The sequence below is a fragment of the Mucilaginibacter sp. A3364 genome, assembly GCF_059690715.1.
The window spans coordinates 346,154-366,256 of sequence record NZ_JCAWED010000002.1; the positions used below are offsets into that span (position 1 = coordinate 346,154).

Genomic DNA, 20,103 nt, shown 5'->3' on the forward strand with positions numbered 1-20,103 from the left:
TCTATTTTTTCAAATTTGCTGTTAACAATTCGTATTCCTTGTGTATCTCTTCAAACACGTAAGGCCTGTTGTACTTACTTTTTATAACACCGCGGGCGGCATTTTTTATGCTATTGTATAAGGCCTCATCGGTTTCTAACCTTACCATGGCATCAAACAGTTCGGTTTCTGATTTTGGCGCTACCAGTAAGCCATTCACCTCATGGTCAACAATATCTGCACAACCTACAATATTGGTACATATAACCGGTATGTTAAAGGCCCCGGCCTGCATAGGTACGTTAGGCAGGCCTTCGCGATAGCTTGGGAACACCACCACCTGCGCAATTTTTAAATAATGTCTTACATCCTTTTGATAGCCTACAAAATAAATGCTGGGATGGCTATTGATGATCTCTTCGGTTTCGGGTTTTACCGGGTCAAGGGTTCGTTCAAAATCGCCAACTAAGATGAGGTTTGCGTTGGGTTGAAGTTTGCTTAGTTTATCAAAGGCTGCCACCAACTCGTTAATACCTTTATCCTTCACTATGCGACCGATAGCAAGGTAATTAAACGCTCCGGGTTGCAGCAATGCAGATGGAATACCTTCAATACTTGCTTCAAATTTATCAGGATCAAAAAAGTCAAGATCAACCCCGTTTGAACTGCCTTTGCCTATCACTTTAACTTTACTTGCAGGGGCAAAATTATGCGCTAAAATAAAATCCTTTAAGCCGTACGAGTTGGGATAAACCTTATCGGCAAACTTATAGGTTAGTTTTTCAATGGCTATTAACAGCTCGCGTTTTTTGCCGGTTGTTTCCATTAGCGGCATGCCTGCTACGGTATGCATTTTAACCGGTACGCGTGCTATCCAGGCGGCCATCATACCCAGCAAACCCGCCTTAGGCGTATGCGTGTGCACTATTTCGGGCTTGTGTTTACGCAGAAATTTAACTAACTGGTAGAGCGACTTCAGGTCTTTAACCGGCGATATAGTGCGCGTCATGGTAATAGGATAAACCGCAACTTCTTCGGTATTTTTAACGTCCTCCAGGGCCTGGCCCGCGCCCGAAACAGCTGTTACATTGTAAAACTGGTTCATGTAGCGCAACTGGCCCTTAAGCAGCCCCCGTAATGATTCGGGGATGGTTGTAATACGGATGAGTTTAAGTTGCTTATCGCTATTGCTGGTCTTTAACATATTTGGTGCCTTTGTATGATACTACGGGCCTTTGTTCGTTTTTATCTGAATAAAATGAATTATCTTTTGATACCGAAGCATTCTGGATCAGCGATACCGGCTTACCTTTTTTAACCGCGTGCTTTGGTATGTAGATCTTGTTGTTTTCGAATATTAAACCCGGCATACGCAGGTAAGGGAAGTACGTTGAAAACCCTTCTTTAGCGGTGCTTGTTAATTCGTTATTCTTTATAATGAGCGAGTCGGACGCATCTGTCGACGCTCCTTTAATGCCACTCTCGGCGCTTTTTATCCTGCTGTTTAATATCTGTACTGTCGATCCGCTTTTCTTTCCTTTAGCGTAGATGCTGCCGTTGGCACAATCAATGGTACAATTATCAACTATCAAGTTAACAGCCGATAATATCATGGTATATCCCGAGCTTTTTTCGGTTGATGTTACCGTGCAGTTTTTAAGCACAACGTTTGCCGTTTTATTGGGTGCCGTACAAACAAACTGGCTGCCTAAATTGCCGGCAAAGATACAGTTATCAAACACAATACTGCCGGTTTTATAATCTTTATAAAGCTTATTAGGCTCAATGTCAACCCCGGCTGTAGGTGCATGGCCACCATAAGCGCCAGTAAAGCCGGTGCCGGTGAATTTGCAGTTAGTAAACTGCCCGCCATACAACCCTGTTATTGACATACCCTGCCTGGCGTTGTTACTGCAAACCACGTTATTGGCTTTAACATTTAAAGTGGGCACATCGGCACCGGTTATATATAAGCCGTCGCTTTGCGCATGATGAAGGTAAAGATCTTTAAGTGTTACGTTTTCGCATTGGGTTATGCGTACCAAATGCGATGACCGCTCGGCAATACCTTTATCGCGGGTCATTTTGTCAACATTGCCATTTATCTCAAGCCCTTGCACCAATACATTTTTGCACTGGCTGATTACCAACGGAACAATGGCCGTTGTAAAACTATTGCCGTTACCTTTAGCTGTTTCGGCATCGCGCACACGCTTAAAATTTCCGTTAACCGATATTACTGCCTGGCTGCCAATAATATTAAGGCCGGTGCAATTCAAAAAGCTAATATTATCATAAGGATTTTGCTTTGTGCGATAGGCTTTTATATAATAAGTACCCTTTGGGAACAGTAGTGTACCGCCACCTTTTTTGTTAATATAATCAGCCGCTTTTAGCAAAGCATTGTAATCGTCAGTAACACCATCGCCTTTAGCGCCAAATTGTTTTATACTTATCTCGCCTTTGGCATTTGCGGTTTGTGCGCTTATTTTACTGTGGCTTACGCCTAATAGTACAAGTACTATTGCTATACATTTTATACTTCTTGCTATAATCATGGCCTTGTTGCTTTTTATAATTATACTATGAAGTTTCAACGGCGGCATTTGTTTTAGCCGCGGGTGTAATGGTTTTAAACTTTGATCGCTTTTTTGTACCGGCAGCTTTTCTGAGCGCGTAATCCCTGCTTAAAAAGAAAAGCAGCACCAGTGGCGTAAAGTACATGGTTTTCATACGCACGGCAATACCCAGGTTTGACAGCGTACTTGACTGTGCAATAACCGGCAGTATCACCCCAAACAATAACATAGCGAACAAACCCTTGTATCTTGACTTAAAAACGGATCCGCGCAGGTTTAGCAGAATACTTATGCTCATGATAAGCCACACCGCGTTTTCTATGGATGCATATAGCATCATGCCGCTACGCGCGTCATAAAAAAGAGGCCTGAACATAAAGCCAAAAACTTTTGCCGGGAAACTTGCATTGGCCATGTTAACCGATGAGCCACCATCCTGGTTTAATGCCAGCCTTGAATCAGCTTTATTGGTTACCGCTTCGTAATCCACACTATCCAACTTTAAGCGTGCCTGTACCAGCGGTAATAACACAACAGACATTGCTGCAAACACGATCATTATGAATACCTTTTGCACGGTTTTGGATTTCTCGTTAAGCAACACGTTACCTATGGTTAAACCTACCACAAACAACAGCAATACCGGCGAGCGGATGATACCTACAAAGAAAACGCCTATTATAATATGGATATATTTTATCCTTATCACCCCGTAGAAAAAAATCGCCACACCAAAAAACATCAAAGCATCTTTACCAATGGCAATGTTCCAGATGTGTACCCCCGGCAGCAACAGGATGTAGAAGTATGTTTTTTTAACCATTAATGAATACCGTGCCATAATGTAAAGCAGCGTTTTCATCAAAAAGTAATATCCCGAAAGACCGAAGCACGAGAACACCAGGTACCCACCATTGTAGGAAAGACCCAAAAAATGAACAAACGGAAAGGTGAAAAAATGCACAAATGTAGTACCCTGCCCAAATGTTTTGAACCAGATATCATCGGTCATGTAATACGCGGTTCGGTAGTAAACTTTGGCATCGGCACCGCCGGTAATTACCAGGCCGTAAAAAAGCGCGATAAAGTGTACCGCCGCTATGCCTAAAAAGAAGTTAAAAATAAACTCTTTGTGCTTGGTTAGTTTTGACAAGGCAGAAGCATAATAACCGCTCAAGACACAAAACATTATAAATGGAAGTATGTCCGTTATCCGGAGTGAGGTAAATTCATTCATGCAGCGCCTATCCTTTCGGCAAAAATACACATCATTTTTATTATAAGTGCCTTATCAAGCATTAGCGCATTGCTTTTAATATAACAGCCAGCCATTGGGCATGTATTTTACCGGCTTCATAATTATCGGCCACGTAAGCATAACCTTTTGTACCCATCTGTGTACGGGCGCCGGCATCAAGCGCCATCATTGCCGCCATTTTGTCGGCCAGATCTCCGGCGTTTTGCTTGGTAAACAACAAACCGCAAGCGGTAGCGTCAACCAAATCTGTGTTACCCGGTATGGCCGAAGCCACAATAGGCAGGTTGTGCGACATGGCCTCTAATAAAGCGTTAGGGGTACCTTCCCATAACGATGAAAGCACCAGGGCATCCGCCTGTTTAATATAAGTTGATGGGTCTTTTACAAAACCAATAATTTTAACTTCATCGGTAAGGCCCAGGCCGTCAATATACTCCTGCGGCCAGGTTTGACCGAAAGTGTGGCCCAAAACGCCCAACTCAAATTTCAGGCCGCGGTCTTTAAGCAATTTGGCTGCTTCAAATAAGGTTCGATAATCTTTCTGCGGCCTGAAATGCGCGATGCTCAGCCATTTAAATTCATCGTTAGGGATTTTTCCTGTACTGGCTGCCGGCACCTCGATGGCGTTATTAATGAGCGATGACCTGTCGTCCGGGTGCGTAATGCCCAGCTTTTTAAATTTCTGCAACGCAAAATCCGAATTGAATACCGTAGCGTCATCTATTTTATAAGTACGCTTATACAACCACGCGTATTTGCCTGATATCTCATTATTCCTTACCGAGGTAATAAGCGGTATACGGCTAAACACTTTTACCAAACGCGCTACCAAATTGGCAATAAACATGAACGATATGATGATATCCGGTTTTGATTTGCGCACATAGCTTAAGGTTCCCGGTATTAAAGCCAGCTTACCTTTTATGCCTTTTGATGGCAAGGCGGTAAATTTGATATTCGAAACAGCAAGCTTATCAGCAAAATCATTGGTATTAATGAAGGAAAGTATCTCAACCTCATAATTACGCGTACGTAAGAACGCGGCCAGTTTAAACAGCTGATTTTCGGCTCCGCCTTTGTTAAATGCCGGGGTTATGAATAATATTTTTTTTTGCATTGCAGCGCATGTTTATTAACCGCTTATCACTTATCAGCAGTTCTCAAAAAAAGTAGTGTAGTCAAAATTATTGATGACCAATGTTGTTGCGGGCAGACTCTTAGCATCAATTAAACGTTGAGCCAACGCGTCCGGATCAGACACCGGTACGATATAGCCATTTTTCCCTTCATCAACAATGCCGTCAAAATCGGTGCAATTGGTTACCACCACAGGTGTGCCCAGGTACAATGACTCCAGCACCACATTCGGGAAACCTTCTTCTCTTGACGGCAGGGCCAAAACATCGGCCGCCTTAAAGTATTCGGTAACATTAGTTTTAAAACCGTGAAATATAACCACCTGTTGCAAACCCAGCGTTTCTACCAGGTCTTCTAATTTTTTCTTGTAGCCCGGCTCATTATTTTCGCGGCCCAAAATGTGCACTTTGGTGTTGGGTATTTGCTTAAAAACCTGCGCGGTAGCCTGTATCAAAATATCAAACCCTTTAATATGCACCAAGCGGCCGGCGGATACAATGTTATAATCGTCACTGTCAAAATTTACGGTGCCGGTATCTTCAACATCAGCCAGGGTGTGCAAAATAATGTTGGGGATATGCAGTACCCTATCAGCCGGTAAATTGTAAAAAGCGATAGTATCCTGGCGCATTTCTTCGGTTTGAGCTACTATGTAGTGCGCGCTTTTAAATAACAGCCTGTTAACCGCGGCGCCCACCTTACCAATTAAGTTACGCTGGCGCTTAGCTTTGGGGCCGTGCGACAACCTTACTATCGGCAAATATTTTAGCCCCGAAATTTTACGGATAAGCAAACTGGCCAGGCTTATATGGTTTAAGCTGGTAAATACTATATCCGGCTTAATTTCCTTTAGTTTTTTGTAAATATCCTTAAACCCCGCCCTAAGATTTGGCTTGTTTAAAAACACCAGGTCAATGCCAGGCGGCAGCATTTTTACAAAATCGTCAGACGCGCTGATGGATAACAGTGTGACTTTTATTTTATCCAGGTCAAGCGTGCTGATAATGTTTACCAGCATCTTTTCGGCACCGCCACCACCTACACGTGGTAAAATAAAAACAACTTTTTTCATTCCCGGCCTTAAGCTATTTTATGATCAGATAACTCAGAATACACGTACATTAACTTACCTGTAGAAGAAAGATCAATATCATTGGTAAATAATACCTCTATCTCCGTTCCGGGCACTTCTTTCTTTATAATGCCTAATATGCGCTCCAATTCAGCCTCATCATAGTTGGCATTCTTAACTATTTTAAGTACAATTTTTTCTGTCGACTTTTGAATAAGCTGAAACTTATCAATACCGGTAAGGTTAAAAAACAACGTGGTAAAAAACTGCCCGTCAATATAGCTGCCATCTTTGCGGTACACTATGCCCAGCGTGCGGCCAAGTACCGATTTTATATTCAGCACCCATTCGTTATCGTCGCCTTTAACGCCCCGGTCGCCAATCTTGTACCTGATCAAAGGCATATAAAGGCTATGAAGCGTGGTAACCACAATCTCTCCGTCCTCGCCTTTTTTTACGGGTTGGTTATGTTCATCCAGTATTTCAACCAACACGTTATCAAACATCACCTTGAAACCGTTATCTGCAGGGGTTTCGGTAGCGATGGCATGCACCTCGCGCGAGCCATAAAAACTAAACACATGGCAATCATTAAATGCTTTTTTTATCTCGGCTTTAATTGCCGGGTATAAAGGGCCCGTTGTTGATTGTATAATAGGCTTAAACTTAATTTTGATGTTGTTGCGGTTAATGTACTTCGCTATCTCGTAAATAGAATGCACATAAGCCTTAATATATTTAGGCTTGCGCTTGTTCAGGATATTAACGTAGTCGTTAATGATCTCGTCGCTCATTACAAAGGTGTTGAGCGTGATACTTTGGTCGCTTATATTTTTGATGACCTTTTTAAGCGATTTCTTTTTATAGTTATGCATATCGCGCGCGGCACCCCAAAAGGTTACCGAACTGTCTGACGGGTTTACGCCGTTCAGGTAATTTGCATAGTAGTAGCTTCCCACGCCATCATACATTTGATCGCGGGTTTGGTAAAACGCCACCGGTTCGCCGGTTGAGCCGCCCGAAGTGTTTCTGTAAACTTTATCTTTTTTAGGATAACTTTCATCGCACATTTCCTTACCGTGCTCACGCAGAATATCTTTTGTTAAAACAGGTATTTGGGTAAACTCGCTATAGGTAAGTTTATCAATATCAATAGCCGCCAATAGGTTTTTATAATAAGGCGTTTTATTGGCTATGCGCAAAATATCCTTCAGCTTATCCATCTGGTATTTTACCACTTCGGCATCACGGGGCTGGCCAATTTTTTTTAGCTCCTTATATTTCTTTATCTGCTGGCGCTGAAATATGTGCTTAAATATTCCTTTCATATAATAGCTTTATTTACCCGCTCGTTTAAAAATGCTTCTTAATCTTTTGGCATGCACTTTAACTATGGCCTGCATCATGTATTTCGAAAAATTCATGTGCGATAGCAACCTGTAGTCTATTTTGCCGCCTTGTGTAACGTTGCGCTGTGCAACGCTTGATATGGTTTCGTTCTGAAATTTATTGATAGCAGCAATAAGTTTTTTATCGCTGCTGCTTTTTCTGATGGCTTCTAATGTTGGGTAAGTACATGGCAGGGCCGAGGTAGCATTTTTGGTTACCATGTTTACCGAGTCGAGGTAATACGATGAAAACACCTGGTTAATATGTATACTCTCTGTACTGGCCTGCAGGGCACGCACCCACATATCCAGGTCGCCCCCGCGTTTGCAACGGCCAACCGGGAAATCACCCGCTTGTGCAAACACCTCTTTTTTTATAGCCACTGCACCCGTCCAAATGTTGCGCGGGCCATTTAAAAAGTAAACCAGGGTGTAGTTAATTAACCGTTGTCTGTTAGCCGCATGTTTTTTTGAATGCGCATCGGGCGTTTGCATACCATCTTTCACCAAATTCCAGCCCCAGCTTAGTAAAGTTGCTTCCGGCCTTTCGTTAATAACGCTGTTCAGGTTTTCCAATAAATTGGGTGCCCACTCATCATCAGCATCTAAAAAACATATCCAGTTGTATTTAGCTGTCGCGATGCCTGCGTTACGGGCAGCGTAGCCACCCGGGCCCGGCGTATCGCGCCTGATGTGGGTAATGCGGGGCTCAACAAATTCGGTAAGCTTTTCGGTCGACCCATCGGTGGATGCATCATCAACCAATATCAACTCAAAATTGCCATAGGTTTGCTTAAGCACCGAGTTTATTGATCGGTCCAGATGCGGCTTTTTGTTATGAACCGGGATAATTACCGAAAAAAATGTGTCTGCCATTGTGCCAAGCTTTTAAACCTTGCGGGTTATATTACTTCTATAAAATACCTGTTATGAACCTTTACTGTAATTTTTTTACCAAGTATAGTTTCAAGCATATTTATTTTGGCTTTAACGTAGGCTTCATCAAAGCCCTGAAATTTTTGATCATTTACAGTCGCGTCATTGCCTTTGTTTCTGCCTAATACTTTTTTCAGGGTGCGTAACACCTTTTTCCTTATTTCAGATTTGATGTAATATTTTGAGATAACCGATGAAGATGGCGCTGTTGACGTTGCCGTTAACTGCGCAAGCTTATTTTTAATTACATTAACATATAATTCAAACGAATCGGCCCTTAAATTCTCCATCAGGCGAACGGCTCTTTCCGGGTATTCAAAACCATCGTCAAATTTCTTCTTATCTGTTAAAGCCAGGTCCATCAATTCAATAACGCCCTCAATGGTGTTTGCCCTGCGGCCCATTTGATTGGGCAGGTAAATATCATAGGTATCAGAAAAATTTGGCTTGTAATTAATCACCGGCACGCCCGATAACTGGCCCTCGATAGCCGTTGTACAGCCATCGTGCAAAATAACTTTGGCACCTATAATCCATGGCGCTACGGGCCCGTCATACACCACATGTATGTTAGGGATATCTTTAAATACTGTTTTATATATATCGTGGCTCTCGATAGGGTGCGGGCGATACACGAAGTTTAATTGCGGAAATTTAACCGCCAGGTGATGCGTCAGCTCTATCATTTTAGCCAACTGGCCGGCAGTATAACTAAACTGTCCAACACGGTGAAGGCGCTTAGGTATATCGTTTACCACATAATTACCGCGGCTTGAAAAAACGCGGTCAAGCCCGCTGGCATGGTTAGCTTTTGAATAGTTGCCGTTAACCAGCACATAGTCGCCATACCTGGCTTTAATTTTTTTAATATCGTCCTGGTATATGCCGTTGTATTTTTGTTTGTACAAGTCAAAACGCGGATGGCCGGTTGTGTGTATTTTTATATTTTTATTTGCAATACGCTCCTCGTCATGCTCGCGCTGAAAATCGCCCCAAACACATATCCTGTCTTTTTCGTCAAAAATATTAATGTTGTATAATGAGTCCTGTTTGGCTTTCCATTCATCTTCGCTGCCAAAATAAGCACCACCTTCTTCGTGCAGGTATACCAGGTCTATATCGCTTTTTTTTAGCTGGCGATAGCGGGCGCCGGTTTCAATGTCGGCACGCTTGCTAAATACATTTTTGCCTACATATACGCCGGTTTTAAACTCGGGGATAAGGTTATGCAAAAAATGCTGCTGGCCGATAAAGATATGATGATCATTGCCACTTAAAATAGCCGCCAAAGTTAACCTGTAATCAATCTCTCTGTTTATCGTTTCTACCGGGAATAAAATGTTAGCCATGGGGTATACTGCAATTGTTATAAAGCTTAAAAGCCAAGCCTTATATCGTGTTTAATATATTGGTGTATAATGAAATGGTTTCGGTGCGTTTAGCGTTTAACAGTTGTGTGTTAATGGCAAACTTATTGTCAAAAACCAGTTTTGTTTTTTCAATCAGGGCATCGGCAAATTCCCTGTCAATCATCACTACCCTGTCGGCCATATCAAGGCTGTTGTACATGTTGGTAATCCTATCCAGCGCAGCAATGCCTAAAACCTGTGTATCCATAGCTATTGAGCATACGTTGGCATGGAAACGCATCCCTAAAACCAGCGAGCTGTTTTTATAGGCCGAAAAAACCTGGTTGCAGCCGTAATCGCCTTGCGAAAACGGCGCTATCCTGATCTTGGTTCTTACATCATAATCATTCACGTTAACCAATAGCTTGTTTATCGCGTCATAATCACTGTAAATATGTGGGGCAAAAACAATATCCATATCGGTATCAGCCAAAATATGGTTTATTACTTCTGACATTTCTTTAATATACAGGCTGGTTTCAACCTTACCCATTTGGGTGTTGTTCATCAACACCTGGTCGGCAGTGGTATTGATAAGTACATATTTTTTAGGGCTTGGATTGTAAAGGGTTCCGTCATTTTCATAAAAGAACCCGCTATCCAAAACCTCCGGAATTTTATCGGCATACTCTTTACCAATATACTCGCGTAAGATGCTGCTTGACCCATCATTCCTAACGCCTATAAATGTATTTTCCCTGCTTAGCAAAGCATCTAAAAACGCTCTGAATTTAGGGATGTTACCTTCGGGCACCTCTTTGTGCGGTATGCTGCCAACGCTTATAATGGCTATAGGCGTTTTAATTTGATCTAAAACCTCTTTACTAATATTTAAAGTGGTGCCTGTTGCGCTATTCTCTACCCAAAAATCCAGGAAACCGCCGCCGCCAATTATTAACAGGTCATACCGGTTTACCAGTGTTGCAAAGTCAGCATCAAACTTATGTTTGTCGCTTAAATTATAGTTATTATAAAACTTTCTGATCTCCAGGTTATCTATCTCGTACTTATCGGGGATAAGCGACTTTAACACCGTTCGTAAGCCCATGTGGCTGGCGTTATCGCCAATGTTGCCATTAAAGGCTGCTAAATGTAAGATCTTCATTAAATATATTTTTGTTCGATTAAAAAGCGGGCATATTCCAAATCGGCCATCTCATCCAGATCAAGGTTGGCATATCCCGTCATTTCAAAGCCATGTGCTTCGGGCGTGTTATATGATTTAACCGCCCTTAAAAAATCAATTTTCGAAAAATACAGTGCTCCGTTATGCTCATACACCGCTGGCTGATCCTGTCGCCTTTGGTTAGGTACAAAACCAATTACCGGGTTCAAAGCATCATCAGCACCCTTGTAAAACATAAATTGTGGATGCTTTTTCACCCTTGATACCGATACCATCAGATCATGGCCGGTATCAATAGTTTGGGCAATACAATCATCAATATGCGCTGTTGTACGAAAAGGCGATGTTGGCTGCAATAGCATCAGGTAATCATAATCGCCATCAACATTGTCAAGCGCATGCATAATTACGTCCATGCTGGTGCTTGTATCCGTAGCAAGTTCTTCGGGCCTGATAAAAGGCACATCGCAGCCATACTGCCTGGCTACATTTATGATGTTAGCATCATCGCTTGATAGTATTAACCTATCAATAAATTTACTGTTCAAGGCAGCTTCAATGCTCCAGGCTATAACAGGTTTACCACCAAGATCGATGATGTTCTTCCCGGGAATACCCTTTGAACCCCCTCTCGCTGTAATCAGTGATAAAACTTTTTTTCCTTTATACATGTATTTTTTACTGAAAAGCTACGTCGCTAAATTTCTTTTGTTTAGAAATTTGCCAAAGCGCATCCGATTTCATCACTTTTAAAAACTTTATGGCGCTGGTACCATCGCCATAATGGCCGCAAGGTGTAAAGCGTTGGCGCGTGCCTATTTTACTAACCGACTCCACTATTTTATCTACTTCAAACGGCACGTTAAAAATAGACTCGTACTGAAACCTGTTGTTTTGCCTTGTACCGATATTGATGCTTGGTACGCCATATACCGGCGCCTCATGTATACCGGCGCTTGAGTTACCGATAATAAAATCGGCATGTTTTAAAAACGAAAGGAAAAACTCAAACCTTAAAGACGGGAACATCCTGATGTTTGGATGTTGCTCCAGGCGGGCTTTATAAATGTTATATATTTTATCAGATCCCAAATCATTATTAGGATAAATAACGATGTATTTCCTGTCGCTTTTTATCAGGGCATCTACAAACTTTACAGCGTTTTCTTCCTGTATATCTATCTCGGTTGTAACCGGGTGCAGCATGGCAACGCCATAGTTTTCAAATGGTATTTGATAACGTGCCCGGGCATCGTCCAGTGATGGCAACGAATCAGACAACATTACGTCAATATCCGGCGACCCGATCTCGTGAATGCTTGATTCGGTTTCGCCCAGCTGCTGCAGTCGCCTTTTGGCAATATTGCTGGCCACAAAGTGTATGTGCGATAGTTTTGAAGTTGCATGGCGCAAAAGGTCATCAATTGTACCCGATACTTCTCCGCCTTCAACATGGGCAACAAGCGTGTTTCTTAACGCGCCTACGGTTGCGCCGGCAAGCGCCTCTATCCTGTCGCCATGTATTACGATCAGGTCAATAGGCGTTTCGTGCAGATAGCGTGTAAGGCCCGAAATAGTGTTAGCCAATACCACCTCCATACTATCGCCATCCATCTGGTTAATGTACATAAATATGTTATCATAACCGGCATGCTTGATTTCCTTAACGGTTTTACCATACTTTGCCAGCATATGCATGCCGGTTGCAAAAATATGGCACTGAAATTCAGGGTCGGCCTGTACCGCGTTAATTAATGGCTTAAGTTTACCAAAGTCTGCACGTGTGCCTGTAAGAAATAGAATTTTTTTACTCATTATTTTTCAACGTTGGCCCATTTTACATGCACATCTTTGGCTATAGCGGTGGTGGCTTTTTTGCCTAACAGGTCGTTATAACTTTCGGCCAGTATCTCGCCGGTTCCGGGTCTTTTAACCCAGATATTCTTGTCGGTAAATACTTCGCCTTCCGCAATATCTTCAATAGTTACTACCGATGCGTAAGCAAAATCAATAGTAGGCTGTTCTTCTTTTATTAAACCTTTTTTGCCGCCTCTTTCCTGCTTCAATATTTTTGATCCTTCAATCAGTTCGGTAAGCGCGGTTGGGTCCATAGAGCATACAATGTCGGGGCCCGGCCTATCCATACTATCAGTAAAGTGGCGTTCTAAAATTGACGCGCCTAAGGCTACCGCACCTAAACAGGCCAGGTTATTAACCGTATGGTCTGACAGGCCTACAACAGCGTCAGGGAAAGTTTCGGCTAACTCATTCATGGCACCCAGGCGCACCAGGTGTGGTGGGGTTGGGTAAATATTGGTGCAGTGCAATAAAGCGTACTGTGTATTGTGTTTTCTGAATATGGCTACCGCTTTTTCAATATTTTCGATAGTGTTCATACCGGTGCTTAAAATGATAGGTTTGCCAAATTTGGCAACGTGCTCCAGCAGCGGATAGTTATTACATTCGCCCGAACCTATTTTGTAAGCTGCTACATTAAATTTATTTAACCTGTCGGCAGCAGCTCTTGAAAAAGGCGTGCTGATAAAGATCATACCTTTTGACTCTACATACTCCATTAACGCTTTCTCATCAGCTTCGTTTAATGAGCAACGTTGCATGATCTCGTAAATAGATACGTCAGCATTTCCGGGGATAACTTTTTTGGCGTCGCCGCTCATTTCGTCTTCAACAATATGAGTTTGGTGCTTAACAATTTCGGCTCCTGCCGCGTGCGCAGCGTCAACCATTTCGAAGGCTGTTTTTAATGATCCTTCGTGATTGATACCTATTTCTGCAATAACCACCGGATCAAAGTCGTAGCCTATTTTACGATTGCCTATTTGTATGTATGGAGTAGTACTCATTGTTATTATACTTATATCTGTTACTGAATTATTACTAACTGTTATTCAATTGTAAGCGCTTATGTAATTGATTTATGCCTGGGCACCAGTTTGCTCAGGATAAAATTACGGGCAGGTTTTTCTAAAAACTTATAGGTTATGCTTGATATAACCATTACTATGGCAATTGATGCTACCGGATACAAAACCGAAGCCAGCATAGGGTGCTTTGCCAGCTTGTGGTTAACCACGCTTTTTAAAAACACCAACACTACCGGATGCAGCAAATACACCGAGTATGATACATCGCCCAAAAACACCATCACTTTGTTTGACAGGAAATTGGTTGACGCCGACGGAAAACACAAGCCCAATATAAAAAACGGAGATACCGCTAATACCATCCATGGCTGCACGTTGGTAAAGAAGGGCACGATAATGATCAGTGTGAACCACAGCGCGGCAAAAACATTGCAATATTTACCGCAAAATTTGGCAAACGGTGTTTCGTTTTTATAATGGTAATACAGCATCCAGCCTGATGTAAAACCGGCTACGCCGCGTATCCAGGCGGGCCATGAGCGGGTTACTGTGCCCTCGCCGGTTATGCTGTACATGTACACAACCACGCCTATGCTTAGCAAGGTAATTACCAATGGCGATGATAACACGCGATGCACTTTTTTTAGCACCAGCAAAACCGGGAACAATAGTATATACAACCACCACTCAATACTTACCGACCATGAGGTAAATACCAACAGCTTTTTCAGGTAAAAAAATGGCATGGCGCTTAGCAGCACCAACTGGTTGCCCAGGGCCATTACATCAAAACTGAATGTACCTTTTATAATATCGCGCGACGAGTAGCTTAAAATATACACCGCCAACGCAAACAGGTACAGCGGATAGATACGCGCCAAACGCGCCGAGTAAAACTTGTAAAAGAACGTACGGCTACGTGTATAGGCCGGCAAATAAACATAACTGATAACAAAACCCGATAACACAAAAAACAGATCGACATAAGGCTGGGCAAAGAAATACTTTTCTACGTCAACCCATTTTTGCAGATCGGCGTTTAGGTGGCCCAGTAAAACCCCGGTCGCTGCAAGCCCCCTGATACCCGTTAGGGCCAGCAGCTCGTTTTTATTTCTGTTTAAGGCTTTAGGGGTATTGTCCATCAGTAGGTTTCGCTATACAAAACTATTTATTTAATAATCAATTACTTGATAATTCCTGCAAAGATATCATATGTTTGAATTTGGGTGAAATTTCTAACATAGTTTTAAAGTCGCCGAATGCTTTTATTTTGCCTTTTTCCAATAAATAAATGGTATCGGCATTTTTTATGGTTGATAGCCTGTGCGCTATAATAACCATAGTATAACTGCCATGCAGTTTTTCAATATTCTCCTGTATGTTCTTTTCCGTTTCCGAATCAAGCGCCGATGTAGCCTCGTCCATGATCAGTACTTCGGCTTTCTTATACAGCTCGCGGGCTATGGATATGCGTTGTTTTTGTCCACCGGATATCAGCATACCGTTATCACCCAGCTGGGTAAGTTCGCGCTCGGGCAGGCCATCTATAAACGCTTTAAGCGATGATAGTTCAATGATCTCTTCAAAGCGGGCTTTATTTTCGGCAGTTGGCTCGGCCCAAAAAGTAATGTTATTAAAAATGTTATCGCTAAAAATTACCGGCTCCTGCGATATATAGCCAATAGTGTTACGGAAACTACCGATGTTGTAATCGCGCAAGCTAACCTCGTCAATCAATAAATCGCCTTCCTGGGGTTTTATCAGGCCGGCTATCATGTTGGCCAGCGTGGTTTTGCCCGATCCGCTTTCGCCTATCAGGGCAATGGTTTGGTTTTTAGGAATATCAATAGTAATATCATTTAAAACCTTGTTCTCGCCATAGGCAAACACGGCGTTTTTGATCAGGATATTATTTTTAATGTTGATAAACTCGCGGTGTACCGCAGGCTCCTTCATCTCATCCATCTCGGCATTAATATCGGCTATTGATTGCATGGCACCAATGTTTTGCACAAAGTTTTGCCAGTGGTTTTGTATAACGATCAGGAAAGTTAACGAGCGATAAAACAGTATCAAACTCACTAAAATAGCAGCCAGGTTACCGCCCAAAAAGTTAAGCTGTACGTATATTACCGCGGCAACTATAATAATGATCATGGGTTCGCGCCCGGCGGTAGTAATGGCGCTGTAAAAACCCATGCGTTTGTTTATCGATTCCGAATCGTCAATTACATACTTCAGCTTACCGTTAAACTTTGCAAAGTAGTTGGTTGATTTGAGGTACTTAAAGTTATGGATAGCCTGTATCAGGTAAGCATTAAAATCATTAGCCTTTTTTGATAACGCTACCGACTGACGTTTGGTAACAATATATACCTTGCGGTAAACCAGGTTTGACAGCGTTGCACCCACAGCAACCAAAATGGCAAACTGGTAGTTAGCCAAAATAGCCAATGCCACATAGGTCATCAACATTACAAACGACTGCGTGGCGTTAAAATAAAAGTTCATGCCCTGAAAAAGGCGCTGCACTTCGGAAGTAAGCGTATTTTGAATACGGCCCGCATCCATCTTTAAAAAGCCCTGGTAGCTAAGGTCCTGCAGTTGGTTTACTAACGAGTAGCGTACTTTTTTGATGAACAATTGCCTTACACCTATCTGGTATCTTAATTGCGCGTATTTTAAAAGCCCTTTACAGCAAAAAACTACAACCAGTAAAATCAATACGTTAGTTAAAGTAAGGTCAATCCCTACGCCGTTAAAAGCCCTGGTTAAAAAATTATCAGCGCTCTTTTTTCCCGCTGTAGCGTTTAGCAAAGGCATAAACATAGCCAGGCCAATGCCATCTAAAAAACTTACACCTACGCCCAGGGCAAGGTTTATCAGTATTTTATTGCCTACTACGCTGTAATAAAATAAAAAATAACCCAGGAAATTATTCTTAAACTTAATCTTCATCGGGGTTTATTAATAATCAGGCGTAATAACTCAGATACCACTCGGTAAACTTTTTTACACCCGCTTTTACTGATGTTTGTGGTTTAAAATTAACGGCATTAACCAGGTCGCTTACATCGGCATGCGTAGCCAGTACATCGCCCGGCTGCATTGGCATCATGTTGCGGATAGCTTTTTTGTCTAAGGCTTCTTCCAATGCCTCAATGTAATCCATCAGCTTAACCGGTGTCGAGTTGCCGATGTTATAGATCTGGTATGGGGCTGATGAGGTAGCCGGATCGGGATTCATGTTATCCCATTCGGTATTGATCTTAGCCGGGTTAACACAAAGGCGGCTCACACTTTCAACAACATCATCAACAAAAGTAAAATCGCGCACCATTTCGCCATTATTAAACACGTTAATAGGTTGGCCCGATAGTATGGCTTTAGTAAATAAAAACAGCGCCATATCCGGCCTGCCCCATGGGCCATAAACGGTAAAGAAACGCAAACCGGTAGTAGGCACCTGGTACAAATGGCTGTATGAATGTGCCATCATCTCGTTAGCCTTTTTAGTAGCCGCGTATAATGATACCGGGTGCTCGGTTGATCTGTGCGTGTTTAAAGGCATATCGGCATTTAAGCCGTATACGCTTGACGTACTTGCGTAAATAAAGTTACCTACCTTGTTGTTGCGGCAACCTTCCAGCAAATTCATAAAGCCAACCACATTACTTTCAACATACACGCGCGGGTTTTGTATAGAGTACCTAACGCCCGCCTGTGCTGCCAGGTTAACCACCACCTCAAATTGCTCCTGCTCAAAAAGCTGCTCAATAGCTACCCTGTCTTCCAGGCTTATTTTAGCAAAGCGATAGGCCAGGTACACACTGCTTTGTATAAGCTGCGTATTATCCCCAACGCCGATAATACCGGTTTCTTTTAGCCTGCCAAATTTCAGGTTAACATCATAATAATCGTTTATGCTGTCAATACCCACAACATGGTGGCCCTGCTTTACTAATTTATTTACCAGGTGAAAGCCTATAAAGCCCGCCGCCCCTGTTACCAATATTTTCATTGTTTGGATAGATGGTCTCCCTTGTTTAAGAATTGTCTTTATACCACTTGATAGCTATGTTCAAGCCATCTAGTACAGATATCTTTGGATCATAGCCAATAAGCTGGCCTGCTTTATCAACATTGGCCAGGCTGTGTTTTACATCCCCTTTACGCTCATCACGATACACGGGCGCCACATCAATCCCTATCTGCTCGCAAATCCTTCCCCAAAGCTGGTTTAAAGTAGTACACTCGCCATAGGCTATATTAATTACCTCGGCTTTATCCAGGCCCTGGGTTAGCATTGCTTTTATATTAGCTTGAACAGCATTTTCAACAAACGTAAAATCACGGCTGGTTTCGCCATCGCCATTAATAAAAGGCGCTTCGTTTTTTAATGCCGACTCGATAAACAAAGGTATTACCGCCGCGTAAGGGCCTTTAGGGTTTTGCCTTGGGCCAAACACGTTAAAGTAGCGCAAGCCAACAGCGTTAAAGCCATACGTGCGCGAAAATACCGAGGCATAAAGTTCGTTTACGTATTTAGTTACCGCATATGGCGATAAAGGATTACCAATGTTTTCTTCCTGTTTTGGCAAAGCCGGATGATCTCCGTAGGTGCTTGAGCTGGCTGCATAAACAAAGCTTTTTGCGCCGGCATCACGCGCGGCTATCAGCATATTTAAAAAGCCGCTGATGTTTACTTCGTTAGTGGTTGCCGGGTCATTAATAGAGCGTGGTACCGAACCAAGCGCCGCCTGGTGGCTTACATAATCAATATCTTTTACCGCGGCGTGGCAGGTCGCTATATCGCGTATATCGCCTTCAATTAATTCAAACGCCGGGTTTGCTTTAAACGGGTCGATGTTGGTGTGCGATCCGGTGGCGAAGTTATCAAGCACACGTACTTTCTTCGCATTATACTTTAACAGGTACTCAACAATATTTGAGCCTATAAAGCCGGCGCCGCCCGTAATTAAAAATGATAATCCTGATAGATCCTGGTTATGAAATTTTTCCTGGTACATAGTGCTTATTATAATCTTGCGTCAACAACTTCAGGATTTAAAAATCCTTTAACATCGTACACCACACTTACCGGGTTTCTTAAACTGTCCAGGTCAACTTCACGGAACTCATTGTGACTCACCGCTAAAATAACTGCGTCATATTTACTTTTTGTAACGCTTGCAATATCATTAGTAGTTTCCAGGTTGTACTCGTGTTTAACCTCCTCCGGTTTTGCCCATGGGTCGTACACGGTTACGTTGGTATTGTAGGTTTTCAGTTCGTTCACAATATCAATTACCTTGGTATTGCGCACATCCGGGCAGTTTTCTTTAAAAGTAAAGCCCAATACCAGTACCGAAGCATTTTTAATGCCTATCTCTTTTTTGATCATCAGCTTAACGATCTCATGCGCTATATATGAGCCCATATCATCGTTTAACCTACGACCGGCCAGTATAATTTCGGGGTGATAGCCAAGCTCCTGTGCTTTTTGCGCCAGGTAATAAGGGTCAACACCTATACAGTGACCACCAACCAGGCCCGGTTTAAACTTCAAAAAGTTCCATTTGGTACCGGCAGCTTCCAATACTTCGTGGGTATCAATACCCATTTTGTTAAATATCTTGCTTAACTCGTTTACAAAAGCAATGTTAATATCGCGCTGCGAGTTTTCAATTACTTTGGCAGCTTCGGCAACTTTAATGCTGCTGGCTTTGTGTGTACCCGCGGTAATGATAGACCGGTAAACAGCATCTATCTGTTCGGCAACTTCGGGGGTTGAGCCCGATGTTACTTTTAATATTTTGGTAACCGTGTGCTCTTTATCGCCCGGGTTAATACGCTCGGGCGAGTAGCCTGCAAAAAAGTCCTGGTTATATTTTAATCCGCTCACTTTTTCCAATACCGGGATACATTCGTCCTCGGTAACACCCGGATAAACGGTTGATTCGTAAACCACAATATCACCCTTCTTTAACACTTTGCCTATGGTTTCGCTGGCTTTATAAAGCGGCGTTAATACCGGGCGGTTATGTTTATCAGTCGGGGTTGGAACGGTTACAATGTAAAAATTGCAATCTTTCAGCGCATCAAGCTGGTTGGTGCAGTGCAAACCAAGCTGGCCGGGTTGGTTTACAATTACTGATTTTAATTCCTCGTTGTCAAGTTCCAACGTACTATCTACACCACTTTGCAGGGCATCTATACGTGCTTGATTGATATCAAAACCTACTACCTGGAATTTTTTTGAAAAGGCAGCTGCCAATGGAAGGCCCACATAGCCCAGGCCTATAACGCCGATACGAGTGTTGTGCATTTATTT

At 42.6% G+C, this 20,103-nt stretch carries 17 protein-coding genes; all 17 read right to left on the reverse strand.

Going from position 1 to position 20,103, the window contains the following annotated elements; translation table 11 throughout:
* Nucleotide 1: 1 nt before the first annotated feature.
* Nucleotides 2–1,183 (reverse strand): glycosyltransferase family 4 protein, encoded by a 1,182-nt coding sequence (locus AC59JT_RS14100; RefSeq protein WP_497399973.1) that lies wholly within the window; start codon nt 1,181–1,183, stop codon nt 2–4.
* Nucleotides 1,164–2,537: a right-handed parallel beta-helix repeat-containing protein gene (locus tag AC59JT_RS14105; protein ID WP_497399975.1), complete on the reverse strand. Its 1,374-nt coding sequence runs from the start codon at nt 2,535–2,537 to the stop codon at nt 1,164–1,166. The genes AC59JT_RS14100 and AC59JT_RS14105 overlap by 20 nt, the downstream gene beginning before the upstream one ends.
* Nucleotides 2,538–2,562: 25 nt before the next feature.
* Nucleotides 2,563–3,735 carry a hypothetical protein gene (locus AC59JT_RS14110; RefSeq protein ID WP_497399977.1) on the reverse strand — a complete coding sequence of 391 codons (1,173 nt, stop codon included), beginning with the start codon at nt 3,733–3,735 and terminating at the stop codon, nt 2,563–2,565.
* Nucleotides 3,736–3,856: 121 nt separating this feature from the next.
* Nucleotides 3,857–4,933 carry a glycosyltransferase family 4 protein gene (locus tag AC59JT_RS14115; protein WP_497399979.1) on the reverse strand — a complete coding sequence of 359 codons (1,077 nt, stop codon included), beginning with the start codon at nt 4,931–4,933 and terminating at the stop codon, nt 3,857–3,859.
* Nucleotides 4,934–4,966: 33 nt separating this feature from the next.
* Nucleotides 4,967–6,025 carry a glycosyltransferase gene (locus AC59JT_RS14120; RefSeq protein WP_497399981.1) on the reverse strand — a complete coding sequence of 353 codons (1,059 nt, stop codon included), beginning with the start codon at nt 6,023–6,025 and terminating at the stop codon, nt 4,967–4,969.
* Between the two features lie 8 nt (nt 6,026–6,033).
* The gene (locus AC59JT_RS14125; protein ID WP_497399983.1) at nt 6,034–7,353 is read right to left on the reverse strand and encodes a phenylacetate--CoA ligase family protein; all 1,320 of its coding nucleotides are present in this window, start codon (nt 7,351–7,353) and stop codon (nt 6,034–6,036) included.
* Nucleotides 7,354–7,362: 9 nt separating this feature from the next.
* On the reverse strand, nt 7,363–8,289 hold the full coding sequence (locus tag AC59JT_RS14130; RefSeq protein ID WP_497399985.1) for a glycosyltransferase family A protein: 927 nt from the start codon (nt 8,287–8,289) through the stop codon (nt 7,363–7,365).
* A 26-nt stretch (nt 8,290–8,315) separates the two neighbouring features.
* A complete protein-coding gene (locus AC59JT_RS14135; protein WP_497399987.1) occupies nt 8,316–9,698 on the reverse strand; it encodes a surface carbohydrate biosynthesis protein in 1,383 nt (460 codons plus the stop codon).
* Between the two features lie 40 nt (nt 9,699–9,738).
* Nucleotides 9,739–10,863, reverse strand: a complete 1,125-nt coding sequence (locus AC59JT_RS14140) for a polysaccharide pyruvyl transferase family protein (RefSeq protein WP_497399989.1) — start codon at nt 10,861–10,863, stop codon at nt 9,739–9,741.
* Nucleotides 10,863–11,555 (reverse strand): acylneuraminate cytidylyltransferase family protein, encoded by a 693-nt coding sequence (locus AC59JT_RS14145; protein ID WP_497399991.1) that lies wholly within the window; start codon nt 11,553–11,555, stop codon nt 10,863–10,865. The genes AC59JT_RS14140 and AC59JT_RS14145 overlap by 1 nt, the downstream gene beginning before the upstream one ends.
* Before the next feature lie 7 nt (nt 11,556–11,562).
* Entirely contained in the window at nt 11,563–12,699 is a 1,137-nt protein-coding gene (gene neuC, locus AC59JT_RS14150; RefSeq protein WP_497399993.1) for a UDP-N-acetylglucosamine 2-epimerase, read from the reverse strand.
* Nucleotides 12,699–13,748, reverse strand: coding sequence for an N-acetylneuraminate synthase (gene neuB, locus AC59JT_RS14155; RefSeq protein ID WP_497399995.1), 1,050 nt, complete (start codon nt 13,746–13,748; stop codon nt 12,699–12,701). The genes neuC and neuB overlap by 1 nt, the downstream gene beginning before the upstream one ends.
* Before the next feature lie 59 nt (nt 13,749–13,807).
* Complete coding sequence (locus tag AC59JT_RS14160) at nt 13,808–14,911, reverse strand: acyltransferase family protein (protein ID WP_497399997.1); 1,104 nt, start codon at nt 14,909–14,911, stop codon at nt 13,808–13,810.
* Nucleotides 14,912–14,948: 37 nt separating this feature from the next.
* Nucleotides 14,949–16,727 (reverse strand): ABC transporter ATP-binding protein, encoded by a 1,779-nt coding sequence (locus tag AC59JT_RS14165; RefSeq protein ID WP_497399999.1) that lies wholly within the window; start codon nt 16,725–16,727, stop codon nt 14,949–14,951.
* 16 nt (nt 16,728–16,743) lie between these two features.
* Nucleotides 16,744–17,790, reverse strand: coding sequence for an NAD-dependent epimerase (locus tag AC59JT_RS14170; protein WP_497400001.1), 1,047 nt, complete (start codon nt 17,788–17,790; stop codon nt 16,744–16,746).
* Between the two features lie 25 nt (nt 17,791–17,815).
* Complete coding sequence (locus AC59JT_RS14175) at nt 17,816–18,799, reverse strand: SDR family oxidoreductase (RefSeq protein WP_497400003.1); 984 nt, start codon at nt 18,797–18,799, stop codon at nt 17,816–17,818.
* 8 nt (nt 18,800–18,807) lie between these two features.
* The gene (locus AC59JT_RS14180) at nt 18,808–20,097 is read right to left on the reverse strand and encodes a nucleotide sugar dehydrogenase (RefSeq protein ID WP_497400005.1); all 1,290 of its coding nucleotides are present in this window, start codon (nt 20,095–20,097) and stop codon (nt 18,808–18,810) included.
* Between the last annotated feature and the right edge of the window lie 6 nt (nt 20,098–20,103).

What these genes read in the sequence shown, in the direction of transcription:
- AC59JT_RS14100 (WP_497399973.1), bottom strand. Translation starts at nt 1,183, where the DNA reads ATGTTAAAGACCAGCAATAGCGATAAGCAACTTAAACTCATCCGTATT.
- AC59JT_RS14105 (WP_497399975.1), bottom strand. Translation starts at nt 2,537, where the DNA reads ATGATTATAGCAAGAAGTATAAAATGTATAGCAATAGTACTTGTACTA.
- AC59JT_RS14115 (WP_497399979.1), bottom strand. Translation starts at nt 4,933, where the DNA reads ATGCAAAAAAAAATATTATTCATAACCCCGGCATTTAACAAAGGCGGA.
- AC59JT_RS14120 (WP_497399981.1), bottom strand. Translation starts at nt 6,025, where the DNA reads ATGAAAAAAGTTGTTTTTATTTTACCACGTGTAGGTGGTGGCGGTGCC.
- AC59JT_RS14125 (WP_497399983.1), bottom strand. Translation starts at nt 7,353, where the DNA reads ATGAAAGGAATATTTAAGCACATATTTCAGCGCCAGCAGATAAAGAAA.
- AC59JT_RS14130 (WP_497399985.1), bottom strand. Translation starts at nt 8,289, where the DNA reads ATGGCAGACACATTTTTTTCGGTAATTATCCCGGTTCATAACAAAAAG.
- AC59JT_RS14135 (WP_497399987.1), bottom strand. Translation starts at nt 9,698, where the DNA reads ATGGCTAACATTTTATTCCCGGTAGAAACGATAAACAGAGAGATTGAT.
- AC59JT_RS14140 (WP_497399989.1), bottom strand. Translation starts at nt 10,863, where the DNA reads ATGAAGATCTTACATTTAGCAGCCTTTAATGGCAACATTGGCGATAAC.
- AC59JT_RS14145 (WP_497399991.1), bottom strand. Translation starts at nt 11,555, where the DNA reads ATGTATAAAGGAAAAAAAGTTTTATCACTGATTACAGCGAGAGGGGGT.
- neuC (WP_497399993.1), bottom strand. Translation starts at nt 12,699, where the DNA reads ATGAGTAAAAAAATTCTATTTCTTACAGGCACACGTGCAGACTTTGGT.
- neuB (WP_497399995.1), bottom strand. Translation starts at nt 13,748, where the DNA reads ATGAGTACTACTCCATACATACAAATAGGCAATCGTAAAATAGGCTAC.
- AC59JT_RS14160 (WP_497399997.1), bottom strand. Translation starts at nt 14,911, where the DNA reads ATGGACAATACCCCTAAAGCCTTAAACAGAAATAAAAACGAGCTGCTG.
- AC59JT_RS14165 (WP_497399999.1), bottom strand. Translation starts at nt 16,727, where the DNA reads ATGAAGATTAAGTTTAAGAATAATTTCCTGGGTTATTTTTTATTTTAT.
- AC59JT_RS14170 (WP_497400001.1), bottom strand. Translation starts at nt 17,790, where the DNA reads ATGAAAATATTGGTAACAGGGGCGGCGGGCTTTATAGGCTTTCACCTG.
- AC59JT_RS14175 (WP_497400003.1), bottom strand. Translation starts at nt 18,799, where the DNA reads ATGTACCAGGAAAAATTTCATAACCAGGATCTATCAGGATTATCATTT.
- AC59JT_RS14180 (WP_497400005.1), bottom strand. Translation starts at nt 20,097, where the DNA reads ATGCACAACACTCGTATCGGCGTTATAGGCCTGGGCTATGTGGGCCTT.